This is a genomic window from Paenibacillus guangzhouensis (assembly GCF_009363075.1).
Classification (GTDB): domain Bacteria; phylum Bacillota; class Bacilli; order Paenibacillales; family Paenibacillaceae; genus Paenibacillus_K; species Paenibacillus_K guangzhouensis.
Genome location: NZ_CP045293.1, coordinates 6,573,334 through 6,592,500 on the forward strand (window position 1 = coordinate 6,573,334; position 19,167 = coordinate 6,592,500).

General features: G+C 48.1%; 22 protein-coding genes (1 of these 22 only partly in view). 21 read left to right on the plus strand and 1 reads right to left on the minus strand.

Going from position 1 to position 19,167, the window contains the following annotated elements; all coding sequences use genetic code 11:
- The first annotated feature begins 181 nt into the window (after window positions 1-181).
- On the plus strand, window positions 182-1,378 hold the full coding sequence (locus GCU39_RS29435) for a M24 family metallopeptidase (protein ID WP_193726681.1): 1,197 nt from the start codon (window positions 182-184) through the stop codon (window positions 1,376-1,378).
- An 86-nt stretch (window positions 1,379-1,464) separates the two neighbouring features.
- Here the strand turns inward: GCU39_RS29435 and GCU39_RS29440 are convergent, their stop codons facing one another.
- Entirely contained in the window at window positions 1,465-2,061 is a 597-nt protein-coding gene (locus tag GCU39_RS29440) for a hypothetical protein (protein ID WP_152396730.1), read from the minus strand.
- A gap of 134 nt (window positions 2,062-2,195) precedes the next feature.
- On the opposite strand from GCU39_RS29440, the gene pcp reads away from it, so the two are divergent.
- The 20 genes from pcp to GCU39_RS29540 all read left to right on the plus strand — a co-directional run.
- A complete protein-coding gene (gene pcp / locus GCU39_RS29445; protein WP_152396731.1) occupies window positions 2,196-2,846 on the plus strand; it encodes a pyroglutamyl-peptidase I in 651 nt (216 codons plus the stop codon).
- Window positions 2,847-3,031: 185 nt separating this feature from the next.
- The gene (locus GCU39_RS29450) at window positions 3,032-4,789 is read left to right on the plus strand and encodes a glycerophosphoryl diester phosphodiesterase membrane domain-containing protein (RefSeq protein WP_265333420.1); all 1,758 of its coding nucleotides are present in this window, start codon (window positions 3,032-3,034) and stop codon (window positions 4,787-4,789) included.
- 163 nt (window positions 4,790-4,952) lie between these two features.
- Complete coding sequence (sigY, locus tag GCU39_RS29455; protein WP_152396733.1) at window positions 4,953-5,483, plus strand: RNA polymerase sigma factor SigY; 531 nt, start codon at window positions 4,953-4,955, stop codon at window positions 5,481-5,483.
- Complete coding sequence (locus GCU39_RS29460; RefSeq protein WP_152396734.1) at window positions 5,470-5,865, plus strand: YxlC family protein; 396 nt, start codon at window positions 5,470-5,472, stop codon at window positions 5,863-5,865. Before sigY ends, GCU39_RS29460 begins: the two co-directional genes overlap by 14 nt.
- The gene (locus tag GCU39_RS29465; RefSeq protein WP_152396735.1) at window positions 5,855-6,085 is read left to right on the plus strand and encodes a transcriptional regulator; all 231 of its coding nucleotides are present in this window, start codon (window positions 5,855-5,857) and stop codon (window positions 6,083-6,085) included. The genes GCU39_RS29460 and GCU39_RS29465 overlap by 11 nt, the downstream gene beginning before the upstream one ends.
- 33 nt (window positions 6,086-6,118) lie before the next feature.
- Entirely contained in the window at window positions 6,119-6,313 is a 195-nt protein-coding gene (locus GCU39_RS29470) for a PLD nuclease N-terminal domain-containing protein (RefSeq protein WP_152396736.1), read from the plus strand.
- Window positions 6,310-7,230 carry an ABC transporter ATP-binding protein gene (locus tag GCU39_RS29475; protein WP_321575612.1) on the plus strand — a complete coding sequence of 307 codons (921 nt, stop codon included), beginning with the start codon at window positions 6,310-6,312 and terminating at the stop codon, window positions 7,228-7,230. Before GCU39_RS29470 ends, GCU39_RS29475 begins: the two co-directional genes overlap by 4 nt.
- Complete coding sequence (locus tag GCU39_RS29480; protein ID WP_152396737.1) at window positions 7,227-8,015, plus strand: ABC transporter permease subunit; 789 nt, start codon at window positions 7,227-7,229, stop codon at window positions 8,013-8,015. Before GCU39_RS29475 ends, GCU39_RS29480 begins: the two co-directional genes overlap by 4 nt.
- A gap of 121 nt (window positions 8,016-8,136) precedes the next feature.
- A complete protein-coding gene (locus GCU39_RS29485) occupies window positions 8,137-8,517 on the plus strand; it encodes an ATPase (RefSeq protein WP_152396738.1) in 381 nt (126 codons plus the stop codon).
- Between the two features lie 346 nt (window positions 8,518-8,863).
- Window positions 8,864-9,616: a stalk domain-containing protein gene (locus tag GCU39_RS29490; protein WP_152396739.1), complete on the plus strand. Its 753-nt coding sequence runs from the start codon at window positions 8,864-8,866 to the stop codon at window positions 9,614-9,616.
- Between the two features lie 100 nt (window positions 9,617-9,716).
- A complete protein-coding gene (gene gatC / locus GCU39_RS29495; protein WP_018758650.1) occupies window positions 9,717-10,004 on the plus strand; it encodes an Asp-tRNA(Asn)/Glu-tRNA(Gln) amidotransferase subunit GatC in 288 nt (95 codons plus the stop codon).
- Window positions 10,005-10,064: 60 nt separating this feature from the next.
- Window positions 10,065-11,522, plus strand: coding sequence for an Asp-tRNA(Asn)/Glu-tRNA(Gln) amidotransferase subunit GatA (gene gatA / locus GCU39_RS29500; RefSeq protein WP_152396740.1), 1,458 nt, complete (start codon window positions 10,065-10,067; stop codon window positions 11,520-11,522).
- A gap of 314 nt (window positions 11,523-11,836) precedes the next feature.
- Window positions 11,837-13,276: an Asp-tRNA(Asn)/Glu-tRNA(Gln) amidotransferase subunit GatB gene (gene gatB / locus GCU39_RS29505; protein ID WP_152396741.1), complete on the plus strand. Its 1,440-nt coding sequence runs from the start codon at window positions 11,837-11,839 to the stop codon at window positions 13,274-13,276.
- A gap of 26 nt (window positions 13,277-13,302) precedes the next feature.
- Entirely contained in the window at window positions 13,303-13,998 is a 696-nt protein-coding gene (locus GCU39_RS29510; RefSeq protein WP_152396742.1) for an MgtC/SapB family protein, read from the plus strand.
- 127 nt (window positions 13,999-14,125) lie between these two features.
- A complete protein-coding gene (locus GCU39_RS29515; protein WP_152396743.1) occupies window positions 14,126-14,758 on the plus strand; it encodes an RNA polymerase sigma factor in 633 nt (210 codons plus the stop codon).
- Window positions 14,759-14,768: 10 nt separating this feature from the next.
- Window positions 14,769-15,095 carry a hypothetical protein gene (locus GCU39_RS29520; RefSeq protein WP_152396744.1) on the plus strand — a complete coding sequence of 109 codons (327 nt, stop codon included), beginning with the start codon at window positions 14,769-14,771 and terminating at the stop codon, window positions 15,093-15,095.
- A 14-nt stretch (window positions 15,096-15,109) separates the two neighbouring features.
- A complete protein-coding gene (locus GCU39_RS29525) occupies window positions 15,110-15,730 on the plus strand; it encodes a TM2 domain-containing protein (protein ID WP_152396745.1) in 621 nt (206 codons plus the stop codon).
- A gap of 21 nt (window positions 15,731-15,751) precedes the next feature.
- On the plus strand, window positions 15,752-16,993 hold the full coding sequence (locus GCU39_RS29530; RefSeq protein WP_152396746.1) for a DUF4097 family beta strand repeat-containing protein: 1,242 nt from the start codon (window positions 15,752-15,754) through the stop codon (window positions 16,991-16,993).
- 83 nt (window positions 16,994-17,076) lie between these two features.
- Entirely contained in the window at window positions 17,077-17,505 is a 429-nt protein-coding gene (gene perR, locus GCU39_RS29535; protein ID WP_152396747.1) for a peroxide-responsive transcriptional repressor PerR, read from the plus strand.
- Between the two features lie 28 nt (window positions 17,506-17,533).
- A protein-coding gene (locus tag GCU39_RS29540; RefSeq protein ID WP_152396748.1) for a glycosyl hydrolase family 18 protein crosses the window boundary here: on the plus strand, window positions 17,534-19,167 show its 5' portion. Its footprint extends 76 nt past the window's final position; only the first 1,634 of its 1,710 coding nucleotides appear in the window; its start codon is at window positions 17,534-17,536; its stop codon lies beyond the right edge, outside the window.

A 19,167-nucleotide genomic window follows, 5' to 3' on the forward strand; every position in this document is an offset into this window, starting at 1 on the left:
TTAACTTCGCGAAGCACGCAAGCTGAGGAGAATCGCTCCCGGTTTGCGTTCTTTTTTTTTGCTTTTTTGCAGGGGTCACTGGGAATGCTAGAAATGAATCCTCTGATGATGGACAAGGGATTTGGGACATGATGCGCGAACATAATAGAGAAGCACTTGTTAGCATTGGAGGCAATGAAGGATGACAGTTCCAAAGCAGGAAATGATGAACCGGATCGAACGTTTGCAATCGAAATGTCGTGAACAGAAGATCGACGGTTGTCTTATAACGCAAAATGTCGATTTATATTATTTCACCGGTTCGATGCAGACTGGTTATGCCTTTATCCCGGCACAGGGTGAGACGGTGTATTACGTGCGCCGCAGCTTAACGCGAGCGGAACAGGAATCGCTCGTAGAAGTCCGGCCGCTCGGTTCGTTCCGCCAATTCGGCGACACACTGGCGGCGGACTTCCCACACATATTCGCGAGCGCTGCACCTGTGCTCGCGACCGAGTTCGACGTGCTGCCGGTACAATTGTACCAGCGCTTCGTCGAACTGCTGCCGCCGTCTACCCGATGGGTGGACGGCTCGCAGCTGGTGCGTGAGACGCGGATGGTGAAATCCGCGTTCGAGGTGGCCGCCATCCGCAAGGCGGCCCAGCTGGCAGACGCCGCACTCGAAGATGCGGCGTCGTACCTGCGCGAGGGCATGACCGAGCTGGAACTGATGAGCCGGATCGAGTATACGTTCCGGCGTCAAGGCCATCTCGGCATCATGCGCATGCGCGGCTACAATCAGGAGATTGTCACCGGCATGGTCGGCGCAGGTGAGGCAGCAGCTGAACCGACGTACTTCGACGGGCCAGCAGGAGGGCGGGGGATGAGCGCAGCCTATCCGCAGAGCTCATCCTTAAGGCCCATTGCAGCCGGCGAGCCGATTCTGCTCGATATCGGCTGCAATGTCGATGGGTACGTGATCGACCAGACACGTACGCTCTGCATTGGCCAGCTCGCTGCCGATTTACAGGCGGCATACGATCTGTCCGAAGCGATCATCCGCCGTACGGAAGAACACCTTGTCCCAGGTACGATTGTTGAGCAGCTCTATACCGAGTCGCTGAAGATGGCGGAAGCGGGCGGACTAGGGGAGCATTTTATGGGATTCGGCGCTGATCAGGTTCGGTTTCTCGGCCATGGCATCGGTCTTGAAATTGATGAACTTCCGGTTCTTGCCCGTGGTTTCAAGATGCCGCTGCAGCCAGGTATGGTCATCGCAGTGGAACCGAAATTCACGTTCCCGGGGCGTGGGGTTGTTGGAATTGAGAACACGTATCTCATCACGGATCATGGGTTCGAGCGGCTGACGATTTCCCGCGAGGGCGTCATTACAATATAAAGGAACCGCATCTAGTGAATGAGAAAGAGACGTACGGTTAGCAGAACCTGCTGACTGTACGCCTCTTTTTGTATGCTTGGAATTCCTTACGTCAAAATCGCGAAGTTCTTTTTCAAGAATTCGAAGTTCATGAGAATATCTTGAAATTGTTTGCCTTCTTTGCTCTCCAGATCGTATGGATTCGATTGTGGAAGGGCCCCAAGCCATACTTCTTTATCGTTCTCCGCGATCACTTCGCCTAATGCAGGACCTTCTTCTTTTTTCATCTTGTCGTACTCTTTTTTGCTTACCTTATATACCGTAAATAGGGATGCCGAGTTCGGATCGATTTCGCCTTTTGGCGCGTACATGAATGAGACGATACGATCAATCGAAGGCGTATCATTGGCAGGTTCATCAATCGTTTTTACAAGGTTGTTCCATACTTCAGGATATTTGAGCGAGAAGCCGGCTACTTTGCTCGAGAATGTCGCTGTATCTGCGGCATCCTCGTGATCTTTATCTACAATCACTTGGTCCTCGTGTTTTGTTTCTTCTTGTTTTTGGTTGTTAACTTGCTCTTGTTTTTGTTCAGGTGGGCTCGTTTCCGCTTTTTTGTCTCCATTTCCGCCGCATGCGGCAAAGACGACGGCCATGCAAGCCGTTAGCAATACAAGCGATAGTTTTTTCATGGTGTGATTCATTGTATAAATTCCTCCTTGATGTCATAATCACAGGGGTTAGTATAACAAGGATCATTTCACGAGAAATGACTAAACGATGAAATACGGGTTACAGAATGTTAAAATAGGTATTTAGTGGAAGAGAGGCGTGCGTCATGAAGAACATTCTATTGACTGGCTTTGAGCCGTTCGGCGGGGAGACGATGAATCCGTCGTGGGAAGCTGTGAAGTGTCTGGACGGGGAAATTCTATTCGGAGACTATCAAATTCAATCGGTGCAATTACCGACAGTGTTCGGGGATGCGATCCATCAATTGGCGCAAGCCCAAGCACGGATCTCACCTGTATTGACCTTATGTATCGGGCAAGCCGGAGGAAGCTCCGAGCTTCGAGTAGAACGCATCGCTATCAATTTGGATGATGCTCGAATTCCTGATAATGCAGGGAATCAGCCAATCGACCAGCCGATTGTGCCGGATGGGCCTACTGCCTATTGGTCGACGTTACCGATCAAGTCGATCGTAGAAGTCTTGAAGGAGAATGGGATTCCAGCATCCGTGTCGCATAGTGCCGGGACCTATGTATGCAATCATCTTTTCTATGGCTTGATGCACCGCATCGCTGAGAGCAAGGTTGAAGGAAAGGGCGGATTTATTCATATTCCGTTCCTGCCGGAGCAGGTCGCGTCAAATCGTAATCAGCCAAGTATGTCACTGGAGACGATCGTACGAGGGATTCGGATTGCCACCGAGGTAAGCTTGCGTCAGCATGAAGATATTCGCGTGGTAGGCGGTGCGCTAGATTAGCCGAATCGTCTTTTACCCCTTGCCATGCGTAAAAACATATCGAAGATGGATATCCTGATGGTATTTAGAGAGAGGAGGGGGTTAGGATACGCAAGATTCATTTTCGCCGGAAGACACCCTTTCGATTGTTATTCAGCACGCTGAAATCTTTCAAATCGATATTTTGGCCATCGCTTATTTTTGAGATGGTGTACAAAACGTTGACGATTACGATTTTTGTGCCATTCATTTCGTTTATATTTCATCGGGCAGTAGAATATAGCGGACTCGCGGGAGCGACCAATTACGAACTATTGAAGTTCGCGATGACCCCCTACGGCATTTTATGCTTTTTGATCATTATTCCGTTTGCGACGGTCATTATTTTCATCGAGGTTACCGTTCTCATTCTCTTGTCGTATTACGCGCACCAAGGCGAACGGATCAAGCTCATCCCTGCTTTTATGCAGTCATTAACCTACCTGCCTTTTTTGTTCCGGTACGGATTTTTTGGCTGGGCACTGTATTTATTGTTCATGGTTCCGCTCCTCAATATCGGGTTCTCGTCGACCCTGTTGCCGTCCCTTCAAATTCCGAATTTTATTACCGGTGAGCTGCTCAAGACCAACTCGGGGATGCTTATTCTAGGCAGCTTCTTTGTCGTGGTTGCGCTCTTCTATTTCCGCTGGCTCTTATCGCTTCATATGATCGTCATTGAGGGCAAACAAGGATTCATTGAGTCTGCGCGGAAAAGTGCGAGGATGATGCGGAAGTCATACTGGAAAATGTTCGTCACCCTTGCCTACGGGGTCTTGCTATATTTCGTGTTGTTCGTTCTATTACTCGTCGCGTTCATTGTCATTGTGACGATCTTTTCCTTGGTTGCAGAAGAGACGGGTCTTGAGAATACAACGTTATTTGGGAAAGTGTTATCTTCGATTTCGGTGTTTGCGTTATTTTTGGCATCGTATTTCTCTTCACCGCTCTTTATGCATTTGCTTACCGCATTTTATATCGATCGGGCGGAGCCGATGGATGCTGCGATCCGGCATGCGGATTGGGATCCGACCAGAGATTTTCATCCCAAGGTCCATCGCTCGCGGCTGCAACGATTCCGGGGAAGGTTCGTGATCGTGTTCGTGATGGTGATTACGGGAACGCTGCTGCTGGATTATTCAGTCCATGTGACGCAGCAGCGGACGCATCCATTTACCATAATGGCGCATCGCGGGTATACGATGAAAGGCGTTGAGAACTCTTTAGAGGCGCTTCAGGGCGCGATCGATGCTCGGGCGGATTATGCGGAAATCGATGTTCAATTAACGAAGGACGGCCAAGTGGCAGTCATTCACGACACCAATCTGAAACGGCTCACGGGACGGAACGTTGCGGTATATGATCTCACGATGGATGAGCTTCGTAAGCTTGAGTTAAGGCAGGGTAATTTCAAAGGGCGCATTCATACCCTCGAAGAATTTATTGTGTATGCCAAAGGCAAAATTAAGCTGAATATTGAGATTAAGCTGCATGGTCGTGAACGAGAGGATATCGTGGGCAAAGTCGTCGATCTGATCCACAAGCACCAATGGCTTGAGCAATGCGTTGTTCAGTCATTGGATCAACAAGTCGTGGTGAAGGTACAGGAAATGGATCCTAAGATCAAAACAGGCTACATCGTGTTCGCAAGTACGGGAGCCATGTCGTGGATTCATGCCGATTTTATCGTCTTGGAAGAGTTTATGGTGACGCAGAAGGCAATCACATCCGCTAAATTGCTCGGCAAAACGTTATATGTCTGGACAGTGAACAACGCTGAGGACGTCGAGAAATATTATTATATGGGCGTCGATGGCGTTATTACGGATATCCCTCAGGATGCAAGATCAACGGTGCGTTATATCGAAGAGACGAAAAATGAGGGTGAGTATATCTTTAACTCCACGTTATCTTCACTATTCTCATAATCAACTTGCTGAAGAAGTCTCTCATCCTAGAATTTCGGTTCATCGGTGAGAGCTTCTTTTTTTTATTTTTTCTTACTGAACTTTTTACGGGAGCGGTTCGTATTATGGTTGATTTGCAAATCACAACACATGGATCCTATCAAAAAGGAGGAAGCACGTAGCAATGGATGAACAACAACGAATTCACTTGGCCAAACGCGGTGACGACCAGGCGTTAGCTCAATTGCTGCATGACCACTACGCCTTTTTGATGAAATATTTAATTAAAGTGACGATGAATCCGACCCTTGCAGAGGATTTGGTGCAGGAGACGATGCTGAAATGTATTGAGAAAATCACTTATTATAACGGCACATCCAAATTTTCCTCCTGGATGATTACGATTGCGACCCGATTATACATTGACATGATGCGTAAGCGTAAGGTAGAGCAGCGTTGGCAGGAGCAGGAGCAGGCGCTCCGCGGGGTTCAGTGGCATATGCAGCAGCACCAGGAAGCTTGGACGGATGCGATCGATGCCATCTCCAGAATGCGTTATGACATTCGATTGCCGATTCTGCTGAAGCATTATTATGGATACGCGTATGAAGAAATCGCCGAGATGATGGATATCCCGCTAGGAACGGTCAAATCACGAATTTACAATGGGTTGCAGCAACTGCGAAAGGAGCTCATGCCGAATGCGAAAAAATAAATCGAAAACCAATCAAGAGGCTATACAAGACGCTTCACTGGAAATGAACGTCTCGAACGAAGATCAGGAGCTGATTGATCAACTCATGATGAGTTTTGAACAGATGGATCATGTGATCCCGCACAGCACGGCACCTCATGTAGGGCATTTGGAGCGGCTGGTTACGGAGCAGAAGATGGCAGTTCGTCGACGTCACCACATCGAGCTCCTTTGCTTTTTCCTCGTTGCGCTCGTGCTGATTGGCGGGAATACGCTCCTCGTTATGACGAGCTGGACTGCATTTGGGATATTCCAAGGTGTGACGTTGGTTGCGGCGCTGGGCTACCTCTTCGGCTCCTATGTACGTCGTAAGAAAAAAGGGGATGTTCAGCATGCCAAGTGAATATTATCATCCGATTCCTTGGTGGGCGGTAATCCTCATCTTTGTCACTTTGATTACGCAGAGCTTCTGGCTATTTACTGATGCGCGCCGGCGGGAGAAGAACTATTGGTTCTGGGGAATATGGGGACTGATCCAGTTTCCGCTTCCGATCTTGTTCTACAGTTTATTTCATATTTATTTGCCTTATCGCAGGTCGAAGTCTAAACGGGGTCCATCCTAATCATTCATTATCTCATTGAAAGCAGGGATGAACATGAATCTTACAGTGAACTGGGGACTGCTTGCCCCCATTCTAGTGATACAACTTATTTTGATGGTGACTGCCTTGCTCTCTCTCTATAAGGCCGAAGCTACGCGTGGGCCGAAATGGATGTGGGTGCTGATCATTGTGTTCGGTCAAATTCTAGGTCCGATTGTATACTTTGTCGTCGGAAGGAAAGATCGATGATGACATTGCTGCAGGTAGATCGGTTATCGAAGCGGTTTAAACAACATCATGCGGTGAAGGAGATTAGTTTCTCAATCGAGGAGGGCCGCTGTGTTGCCTTGCTTGGGCCGAATGGGGCGGGCAAAACGACAACAATTCATATGCTAACCGGACTGCTGCGTCCGACCTCCGGCGAAATTCGATTGATACAGCAAGGGAAGCAGGTAGCAGATCGGAGGCCTTATCTCGGCTATTTGCCGCAAATGCCAGTGTTCTACTCCTGGATGACAGGACATGAGTTTGTTCAGTATGCCGGGCAGCTCGCGGGGCTAACGAAACAGGAAGCGTCACGGAGGACGAAGGAGTGGCTCGATATCGTTGGCCTCCAAGATGCCGGCAAGCGACGCATCGGCGGATATTCGGGCGGGATGAAGCAGCGGCTTGGTCTGGCGCAGGCTCTAATCCATCGGCCCAAGCTGCTGATTCTCGATGAGCCGGTCTCCGCACTGGATCCGATTGGTCGGCGAGACGTGATAGGCATCCTGGAGCAGATTCGCCAAGAGACGACGGTGCTGTTCTCGACGCACATTTTGCATGATGCGGAGGAGATCTGTGACGATATCCTGCTGATCGAGCAGGGGGAGATTGCGGTACAAGGCAGTCTGGATCAGATTCGACAAGCGCATAGTGAGCCGTTACTTGTAATTGAAACCTTGAGTGAAGGGGATGCGAAGAAGCTCGAGATGGCGATCCGCAACAAATCTTATGTGCGCCATATCGTGAACAATCGTCAGACGCTGCGAGTGACCGTTACTGCGCTGGAAGAAGCCGAACGGGGGATGATGGCGGAAGCTGTGCAGCATCAAATATTCATTCGTAAGTTAGAAGCGGGTTACAGCACATTAGAGGACTTGTTCATGAAGGTGGTGCAGGCATGAGACAATTCGGCCTCTTTTACCGAAAAGAAATGTTAGAGATGGCACGCAGCTACAAATGGATCTGGGTACCGATGGTCTTCCTTCTTCTTGGCGTGATGCAGCCTGTAACAACGTATTATATGCCCGAAATTTTGAAGCACGCAGGCAATATGCCGGCAGGGACGGTCATTACGATGCCGACACCCACGGCGGGTGAAGTGTTGGCGCAGACGCTCAGTCAATTTGGTATCCTTGGCATTCTTGTGCTTGTGTTGTCCATGATGGGCGCCGTATCTGGGGAACGGCAGAGCGGCGTGACTGCGATGATATTTAGCAAACCGGTTTCGTTTATTTCCTATATGGCTGCCAAATGGGCCAGCATGCTCACCCTAACGGTGGCTGCGTTTGCGGCGGGGTATGCAGGCGCTTGCTATTATACGGTCCAGTTGATCGGTTCGTTGGAATACGGAGTTGTCCTGCAAGCTGGTATGATGTATTTGTTATATTACGTCTTTGTCGTCTCGATTCTGCTGTTAATGAGTGCTTGGCTGCCGAATGGGGCGGGCGTGGCGTTTACGACGATAGCCTTTCTTATGCTGCTCAGCTTCGGATCGAGTCTCTTGTCACGGTACTTGGCATGGAGCCCGAGTCGGCTGAGTGCGATCGCATCGGAGCTGTTAACGCGTGGTGAGTCGCTGTCGTCTGTAGCACCTGTGCTTTGGATGTGCCTATGCAGTGTGCTTCTGTGTGTGACGTTAGCTATCTATCAGATGCATACGCAGGAGTCGATTTCGGCAAAAGTCTAGCATTGCAGGAACTCTAGCAGCATAACTTCGCTTCTTTTCCTCTCTCGCGTGGACTTACTATTTTTTTTGTAGTAGGATAGAGGAAATAAAAAGATAGTTCGACAGCTGGGGGGAAGAAGCGATGTTAAATTTAGGGCAAAAAGTGATTATCGTCGCTGATCGATTTGAACAGAACATTCCGATTGGGGAATATGGTTATATAATCGCATACGATCGAAATGCGGATAATGCTTTTGACTATGTTGTTCGGGTGCCTAAGGTGAATCGTAACTTTGCGGTGCCGTACACAGATATTGAAGTTGAAGAAGTATTGATTGCACAAGAGATTGAACGCATTGAACGAGAAGCGCTGATTGATTTCGCGCTCGCTACCCGCAACGAGGAGCTGTTCCGCAGCATCATGAATCGCGGGGAAGAGCCGGAGGAAGCTGAGGCTGAGGAGCCTGAGGAGATCACGCAGGAAGAGTTCATTCGTCAAGTCAATCTCAAAGCATGGATTTAAGAGCTCGGCACTGTGCCGGGCTTTTTCTTTTTTTGGCGGAGGGGTGTGATTTGGATGTTTTGGACAATGACGGACCAGCTAACGGACTCAGATCACCTTATCCTACTCGAATATAGCGGTTTGAACATCTAACGGACTCCACATACGTTATTCGCGGCAAATTGGGGTGGTAAACGTCATTTTTAGAAGAATAAGGTATCTGGGATTCGTTAGAACGAAAAAGAGGCTGTATTCCCTTCAATAAGCTCCGTAGGATTCGTTAGAACGAACGGTTCATGTCAACGTGATTATATTATGGTAAAATTTACTAGGTCAAATTTATCCATCGTGTTGAGGAGGACTGCGGATGAAGACGAAAATAGTAGCGGTTTGTACGGTCTTGTTGATGCTGTACAGTGCTAAGGCAGAAGCGGTGAGTTTGCTTGTTAAAGCGGCGGTGTCCCATGTGTTTCTGGTCGTTAATAATGTTCAACTCCACGCCGATTCCATGCCTGAAATTTTGAATTATAAGAATCAAATTTATGTATCTTTACGGTATATAGCGAATCAATTCGGAGCTTTAGTAGGCTATGATCCTACCTCTCGTAATGTTTATATTGACCATAATGATTACGGTCAAGTACGTTCCAAGCTCAACGCGAGCGTAACGGAAGGAGATTTTGAGCTCAGTATCTCCTCTGCCAGTGCGAAGTATAAGCAAGGAGATCCGATCAAGCTGTGGAGTACATTGACGTATCGGGGGGAAGATCCGATCACGGTATCACATGGCGGTTCGTTACTCTATTTTAGTTTAATGGACGAAGATCAGTTCTCAGAAGGATATGTGAAGACCGTGATGCTGGTATATGAAAAATTTCAACAAGGGGATAATATCGTCTCGTTTTTGCACCCGGGACTCTTTACTACGTACTGGGCAAGCAAAAATCAGATTACCGATATAGATAGATATCTGCAAGAAACCCCGCGCCCCCACATTCTTCCCAAAGGCCGCTACACGATCATCGTCCATGCGGAGTTTGCTATTGGCGAGAAGTTTGATCCCGCAGACGATTCGAAGCATCGAGAATTCAGCGCCGAAATTCCGATCGAGATCGAATAGGCCGTAATAGGGGATCATACATATTTTTCCCTCTGCATTGAGTATGAAAAACAACTACGCTATACTATATAAATTAGAGCCTAAGGGGGATTACGTAACGATGAGCATTACGGTGAAAGACGTTGAGCATGTTGCGAAGCTCGCGCGACTCGCATTATCGGATGCAGAGAAAGAGCAGTTTACAGGTCAATTGAACGCGATTCTGAAATACGCGGAGAAATTGAACGAATTGAATACGGATGAAGTGGAGCCGACAACACACGTGCTGCAGATTCGTAACGTGATGCGTGAAGACGAGACAAGACCGTCGCTCCCGATCGAGAAAGTACTGCGCAATGCGCCAGATGAAGAAGACGATCAAATTCGTGTACCGGCTGTCCTCGAATAGTGGACGGAGGCTAGCGTACAAATTCATATATTATGTTGAATGGTTGAAAGGAGAATTCCCTTGTCATTATTTGATTTGCGGTTGCAGGAAATACATAACAAGCTGAGCGCTAAAGAATTGTCCGTCACGGACCTCGTGAGCGAAGCTTATGGACGTATTGCCAAGACAGAAGACCAAGTGAAAGCTTATTTGACGTTAGATGAAGAGAGAGCTCGCGCGCATGCAAAATTGCTGGACGAGCAGCTTATGACCGATGCGCCTCGCGGATTGCTGTTCGGGCTTCCAGCGGGGATTAAGGATAATATCGTGACGGAAGGACTCCGCACGACTTGCGCGAGCCAATTCCTATCGAACTATGATCCGATCTATGATGCGACGGTTGTTCAGAAATTGAAGAAGGCACAGTCCGTTACGCTCGGCAAATTGAACATGGATGAATTCGCGATGGGCGGTTCGAATGAGAACTCGAGTTTCTATCCGACACGTAATCCATGGAACTTAGAATATGTACCAGGTGGTTCGAGTGGTGGTTCTGCTGCAGCTGTGGCTGCTGGTGAAGCATATTTCACGCTAGGCTCCGACACAGGCGGTTCCATCCGTCAGCCAGCATCGTATTGCGGTGTTGTTGGATTAAAACCAACTTACGGACTCGTATCCCGTTTTGGTCTTGTTGCATTCGCATCTTCGCTCGACCAAATCGGACCGATCACGAAGAATGTAGAAGATTCCGCGTATGTATTGCAAGCTATTGCAGGTTATGACAACATGGATTCCACATCCGCGAATGTAGAGATCCCGGACTATATCAGCGCACTGAACGGAGACATCAAAGGACTCCGCATCGGCGTGCCGAAGGAGTACCTTGGACAAGGCATCGATCCGAAAGTGAAAGAATCGGTTCTTGCTGCGCTTAAAGTGCTTGAGAGTCTTGGCGCTACTTGGGACGAAGTATCCTTGCCGCATACGGATTATGCGGTTGCGACATATTACTTGCTTGCTTCGTCGGAAGCTTCATCGAACTTAGCACGTTTTGACGGCGTACGTTATGGTGTTCGCGCAGAGAATCCGGACAATCTGATTGATATGTATGTGAAGTCTAGAAGCCAAGGCTTCGGGGATGAAGTGAAGCGTCGGATTATGCTTGGAACGTACGCATTAAGCTCTGGTTATTATGATGCGTATTATCTGAAAGCACAGAAAGTCCGCACGCTCATCAAGCAAGATTTTGATCAAGTATTTGCGAACTATGACGTTATTATTGGACCTACGGCACCAACGACGGCATTCCCGATCGGATCCCAAGTGGATGATCCATTAACGATGTATTTGAATGATATTGTGACCATTCCGGTCAGCTTGGCGGGGGTACCGGCGATCAGCGTTCCATGTGGACTAGCGGATGGCTTGCCTGTCGGATTGCAAATTATCGGGAAAGCTTTTGATGAAGCAACTGTGCTGCGTGTTGCGCATGCTTACGAACAGAACACAGAACATCATAAGTTGCGCCCGCAGTTGTAAAGAGGTTGTTCAATAAGTCGACTTTTGATCACGAAGAGTTTCAAGATGGAGATTCGGCATCGAATCTTGCGTTCATCCTCGAAGAGCATTTGCTTACGAAGTATCCTTCCTGAGGAAGGATTTCGGGTACTCATTTAGGTTTTGCCTAAACTCCGTTCCTCCTTAAAGTTTTTCGAAGAAAAACTCGCTACGGGAGCATCGGCTTTCGGATTCACGCAACCTAAGCATATGCTTACGATGTCAGTTTTCTGCGAAAACTTTCAGGTGCTGAAAAGCAGACTTTTTGAACACGCATTATATATAGGAGGTTTCCCATGTCTACATCGAAATACGAAACCGTCATCGGCTTAGAGGTTCACGTTGAACTTCATACGAATTCTAAAATTTTCTGCGGCTGTAAGACTTCCTTCGGCGCATCGCCGAACAGCAATACATGCCCAATCTGCCTCGGACATCCTGGCGTATTGCCTGTACTTAACCGTCAAGCGGTAGAGTATGCGATGAAAGCTGCAATGGCTCTAAATTGCACGATCGCAACTGAGAGCAAGTTCGACCGTAAGAACTATTTTTACCCGGATTCACCGAAAGCTTACCAAATCTCGCAATACGACAAACCGATCGGTGAGAACGGTTGGATCGATATTGAAGTGAACGGGGAGACGAAGCGCATCGGCGTTACCCGTCTTCACCTCGAAGAAGATGCAGGCAAGCTTACACACGTGGATGGCGGTTACGCGTCGCTCGTTGACTTTAACCGTGTCGGTACGCCGCTGCTTGAGATTGTATCAGAGCCGGATATCCGCTCTGCGGAAGAAGCGAAGGCATACCTTGAGAAGCTTAAGGCGATTATGCAATATTGTGATGTCTCCGATGTGAAGATGGAGGAAGGCTCGCTTCGCTGCGATGCGAACATTAGTCTTCGTCCTTATGGACAGAAGGAATTCGGTATTCGTGCCGAACTGAAGAACATGAACTCCTTCCGCGGCGTTCAGCGTGGAATTGAATATGAAGAATACCGTCAAGCGGACATCTTGGATGATGGCGGCATCGTCGTGCAAGAGACAAGACGCTGGGACGATACACAAGGCAAGACATTCTCGATGCGTGGCAAGGAAGAGGCGCATGATTATCGTTACTTCCCAGACCCGGATCTTGTATCAGTCTTGATCGATGACGAGTGGAAAGCACGCGTGAAAGCTTCGATTCCGGAATTGCCGGATGCGCGTATCGCGCGTTACGCAGCGGAGTTTGGCTTGCCAAGTTATGATGCGAATGTTATTACTTCATCGATGGCGCTCGCAGACTTCTTCGAGGAGAGCTTGAACTATACGAAGGACGCTAAAGCGGTTGCGAACTGGATCATGGGCGATTTGCTCGCGCATCTCAACGCGAACAACCTGGAGATGTCCGATGTGAAGATCACGGGTCAAGGCCTTGGTGAGATGATCGGCTTGATCGAGAAAGGCACGATTAGCAGCAAGATTGCGAAGACGGTCTTCAAGGAAATGATCGACAGTGGTACAGCGCCGCAAGCGATTGTGGAAGAGAAGGGTCTTGTTCAGATTAGCGACGAAGGCGCGATCAAAGCGATCGTCGACAAAGTTGTGGACGCGAACCCGCAGTCCGTAGAGGATTACCGCGCAGGAAAAGACAAAGCGATCGGCTTCTTGGTCGGCCAAGTGATGAAGGAATCGCGCGGCAAGGCGAACCCGGCCCTCGTGAACCAATTGCTCGTGGATCGACTTAAAGGTTAATTCGACTTCGAGAGGAACGGATTTGCATGCACGATCCATGGGTCATTGATAATCTGCACGTCATGATCCGACTGCTGCTTGCGATGCTGTTAGGCGGGCTTGTCGGGTTCGAACGTGAACATAATAATCATGCAGCAGGCCTTCGGACACATATTCTGGTCTGCTTAGGTTCTACCTTAATTATGTTGTTATCCATTTACGGATTTGCTGAATTCGTGACGTTGAATCGTGATCCTGCGCGGCTTGCCGCGTCGGTCATTACTGGGATCGGATTTCTCGGCGCCGGGACGATCCTATTCACGGGCAAATCCATTACAGGGCTGACGACGGCGGCATCGCTGTGGGTCGTCGCTTCCATCGGCCTAGCGATTGGAGCGGGCTTCTACTTTGCAGCGGTCGCAGCAACCATATTGGTTCTGCTTAATCTGTGGGTGTTGAATAAGATAGAACAACGGTTCTTGCGAGGGAAGAAGGTTCGCCTGATCACGATTCGAGCAATAGGGCAGCACGATCTGCTGGATGTCGTATCAGCGAAGCTTACTTCCCTGGGTATTACAACGAAGAAAATGTCTTTAACTGAGACACGGCATGCCACCGAGCATGAAATCGACTTGCAAATGGAGCTGCAGCTTCATGTCGTAGCGCCGAAGCAATTGGAGCCGATTCACCTGATCGTGGAACTAAAATCCATTGCTGGCGTATTTAATGTTTCGGTAGAATAAAGTAAGGGGTCTATCTCTTACGATAACCTTCCTGATGGGGAAGGTTATTTTTTTTGAATTATTTTGAAGGGTTTATTGAAATGAATACGTCATAAGTATAGATTCATATGGAGAGAGGGGGATTGCGATGGACAATCAGACGGATGATCAGCTCATTTATCAGATTCGGGAAGGAAATCAAGAAGCTTATCGAATACTGGTTGATCGGCATAAAAATTACATTTTCACGCTATTGTTCAGAGAACTTGGCCATCGTGAGACCGCGGAAGACCTCGCTCAGGAAGTGTTTATTAAATTGTACCGTTATTTGCCGCAATTCCGTGGGGAGTCGAAGTTTACGACTTGGATGTATCGCTTAGCGATTAATACGTTAACCGACTATCGTCGATCGCAGCAGCGTAAGCCGCTGACAAGTCTGATAGATTCGATCAAATCATGGTTTAAATCTCCTGCAGAAGAAGAGCCGGAAGAGCGGCTACTGCATAAGGAAGAGCAGCTTGAGGTACAACGGGTGCTCAGCAAGATGAAGGAAAATTACCGTATCATTCTTGAACTCTATCATATGAGACAACTCTCGTATCAAGAAATCGCGGATATTCTAGAGGTTCCGATACGGACCGTTGAGACACGTCTATATCGGGCCAAACAACAATTCGAGCGTTTATGGACGGAGGTGCAAGTTCATGAGAAGACGATTCAAGCGAAAGTCACCACATCAACAACATCAAAGAAAAGACTGGACAAAGCCTCGTCAAGCTAAGGTCTTGCCTATGGAACGAGAGAAGGTCATGGAGCAGATGCCTGTCTATGAGACCTCTCCAGCGTTTACAGATATCGTAATGCAGCGAATAACCGCGCAAGGAAGCACACCCAGGGCTACGACAGCAGCTGCGCCGAACGTGAATTATTTTACGCGACGGAAACAGTTCATCCATTTTGCGGTAGCTGGAGCAGCGACGTATCTCTTTATTGCAACAGGGATCTTGCAATCGCTCATTGCGATGGATGCTTTTCAGCTGGAATTTCAAATGAAGACAAAAGTTCAACATGTGGTCGAAGCCGGCATCGAAATGATTACCACCATTATTCCATTCTAGGAGGAGATAGAAAGATGACGCAATCGAATAAAGACAGACAATCGGCTTACGACCCTTTTCTGGATGAGCGTATGCATCATATGAACACCACGCCCATGATGAATGCATTTCCGAACTCGGATCATCCTTATGGCAGCAATATACCTCGTAAGAGTAAATTTCTAGCTGGCTTACTTGCTTTTTTTATCCCGGGGCTTGGACACTTTTACCTCGGTCTGATGCAGCGCGGGTTAACGGTTATGTTAAGTCTGGCGCTGAACATCGTTGCTATCGTGTATAGCGTGAATTTGCCGCAGGGTGGCAGCTTGCCGATCATCGTGCTGTTAAGCCTCATGATCCCGTGCGTATACTTCTATAACTTGTTCGATGCTCTACAGTGTACGGATCGTGTGAACGCGGAGCGCATCTATGGGTATGTGCCGGATGGTATGACACCGTTATTGCGTAATGGCGGCGTGTCTTTTAAAGGCAGCTCGCTTGGCATCGTGCTCGTTGTGTGCGGCGTGTTTGTGTTGATGCTGAGTGTTAATCCGGCTTGGCTACAGTTTTTGTTCTCAAGCGGCGGTCCTTATTTTGGTGCAGTGATTCTTATTGTGGCGGGACTGTTCCTGCTCTTAAGAACACGTTCCAAATAATGATCGAGGAAGGGGTGTCTTATGATTAAAGTCGGGCGATATACAGGTGCCATATTATTATTAGCCGTAGGCGGGATTCTAATCTGGGATCAGAGTTCAGGTACGACCCATGTTCAATATTTGATAGACTGGTGGCCTGTTCTTTTTATTCTGTGGGGCATAGAATATATTATTCTCAATATTGCTTATCGGAATTCCGATCGACGGATGAAGCTGGATCTTGGTGGCATGTTTTTAGCAGTTTTGTTATCAGGTATCGTGTTTAGCGTAACCCAGCCATCGCTCATGTCGGATGTATGGAAGCAGCTTAACTTTAAGATTAATTTTGCGACAGACTTTGGATCGGATGAGGGCATGCGATTCGAGAAACCATTGCAGAAGGTAGCGATTGACAAAGAAACCGAAGCGGTTGTGGTTCGGAATGAATATGGTGATGTGGTCGTTCAATCGGGTGAAGTCGATCAACTCGAAGTATCAACGGTTCTGCGCGTAGATCTGCCGGATAAACAAGAGGCTGAAAAAATTGCGAATGAGTCGACGGTGAACATCGTGCCGGGGCAGCGCATTATGATTGAGACAAAAGGGAAGAAGTATGGAGGCAACTGGCAGAAGCAACCTCGTATGGATCTTGTGCTGACGTTCCCAGAGCGTTCCGCAATCGATTTGGATATCGAGACTATGCTCGGCGATATCGATATTCAGAACGCGACTGCACGCCATGAGCTTAAGTTAGTGACGATGAAAGGCGACATTGATCTTGAAAATGTCGTTGGCACCGTTCGAGGAGAGACGTTCTTAGGAGAAGTTAGCCTTTCCGCGATCGAAGGCGAAGTTGAGATGACGTCGAAGAGCGGCGACTTCAATGTCAGCCATGTGACGGGGCGGACGAACGTTGCGACGCTTAGCGGCGAAATTCGCTTGGAGGAGGTTCAAGGCGATATCCTCGCGGATACGAAGAATGGAGACATCCACATCGATCGTGCGGATCACAATGTGAAGGTATCTACGCTTAATGGAGATATTTTCATGGATACGAAGATCATTGGCGGCGATTGGGATGTTCATTCCATGGTGGGCGATTTGGATATTGCTGTGCCAGATACGGGGGATTATTCCGTTGAAGGATCTAGCGGCATTGGTTCCGTGAATGTGATCGATTTACCATTCCAAGCAGGAGAAAAATCACTGTCAGGCACCGTCGGAAATGGTAAGTTTAAGGTTAAACTTAGCTCGAATAATGAACTCACCCTCAAAAAGAATTGAAATCGATCATACCCAGGAGTACAATGAATGGAGATTGATGTTAAAATTTTATGTACTCCAAATAAACAGGTGGTGGGTCAGCTATGAATACGCAAGTCCAAGAAGCACTTGAACAATTAAAAAATACAGGAGTTCGTATTACGCCACAACGCCACGCGATTCTGACGTTTTTACTCGATTCCATGACGCATCCGACGGCGGATGACATTTACCGAGCGCTCGCTCCGAAGTACCCAAGCATGAGTGTAGCGACGATATATAATAACCTCAAAATGTTCGTGGAAGCAGGTCTTGTGCGCGAATTGACTTATGGAGATAATTCAAGTCGGTTCGATGCAGACCTGTCTTCTCACTATCATGCGATCTGTCAGAAATGTGGCAAAATCGTGGATTTCAATTACCCAGCACTATACGAGGTAGAGCATGCAGCGGCTGAACAGACAGGCTTTGCTGTAAGCGGCCATCGCATGGAGATTTACGGCGTCTGCCCGGCATGTGCTGAGAAGAAGTAATCGGACAACTCTAGAAATGGAGAGAAGGATGAATCTACGATACCAAAAGAGGACAGGCCTGCGCGTTCGCGGCTTGTTTTTTATTATTGCAGCTATTGCTGTTCTTGTTGTTGCGGGGATTTATATTAAAGAAGAGGTGCTGCCTAGTACCAAACATGTGAAACCGGATTTCCACGGATTGGCCAAGCCGATCTTTGTTGCCGGTGAATTGCAAGAAGCATCAGCTATCGGAACGAAGGAAGGGATTAAGCTCCCATTGTCGGTCGTTCAGAAGAATATTGACGCTACGATTCGTTATGAGAAGAAATCGAAGACCATTATTATGGCAACACATGATAAGTTGATTCATTTTAAGACGGATGAGTTAACCGGGCGAGTGAATAGCAAGCCGTTTGAACTCTTTTTTACAGCTGAACAGGTGAAAGGTACGCTCTATTTGCCGATCGCGCCGCTCGAGGAGCTGTATGGTCTTCAAGTAAAAGAGGATCCGAGCACGGGAACGGTGACGTTGTTCAAGGCTGGCGATCAAGTTCAGTCGGCGAAGACGGTAAAGCTTAAGAAAGAGGAGAAGACGTTGCCGTTGCGGGTAGGTCCTTCGATTCACAAACCAATCGTCCAGGATGTGAAGCAAGGGGAGAACTTGCGGATTTGGGCAGATCTTGATGGATGGTATAAGGTTCAATTGGAGAATGGGATCGTTGGCTTCCTGCAGGATTCTGATGTGGAAATGGGAGAGCAGCTTACCATAGAACAAGTCCCCGCGTCGAGTGAACACCCTGTTGAGAAGATTGATGGCCCGATTAATTTGATCTGGGAAGCGGTTTATAACAAAACGCCGGATGTGAACAAGATTGGTCCCTTGCCAGGGGTGAATGTTGTCAGTCCAACCTGGTTCAGTCTACTTGATGGACAAGGGAATGTGCAGAGCAAAGCGGATACCGCCTATGTGAACTGGGCTCATGCGAATAATATGCAGGTATGGGCGTTGTTCAGTAATAGTTTTGAGCCGAAATTGACGACAGAAGCGCTATCGACCTTTGACCGTCGATTCCAGATGATACAGCAGGTGATGTCCTATGCTCAGATCTATCGTATAGATGGAATCAATATCGATTTCGAGAACGTTTATACGAAGGACAAAGAGAACTATACACAATTCATACGCGAATTAACGCCTATGCTTAGAGCCCAGGGACTTGTCGTCTCCGTGGATGTAACACCAAAATCGAACAGTGAGATGTGGTCAGCTTTTCTGGATCGCAAATCACTCGGCGAATTGGTCGACTATATGATGGTGATGTCCTATGATGAGCATTGGGCTTCGAGTCCACGTGCAGGTTCGGTGTCTTCGCTCCCATGGGCGGAGAACGCGATGCGGCGCATTATCGATGAGGACCAGGTTCCTGCAGATAAGCTTCTCCTTGGGGTTCCGCTATATACACGAATATGGACGGAGACAACGGTAGACGGAAAGACGAAAGTCTCTTCGAAGACTGCGGGCATGAAGTCCATTCAAGAGTTAATCGAGAAGAAGAAGCTCAAACCGCAGTTTGATGCAGCTGCAGGTCAAAATTATGTGGAATATGAAGAAGATGGTGCGAAGCGCCGAATTTGGATTGAGGATGGGACCTCGCTTGAAGCGAGAGTGAAGCTGGCGGAGGA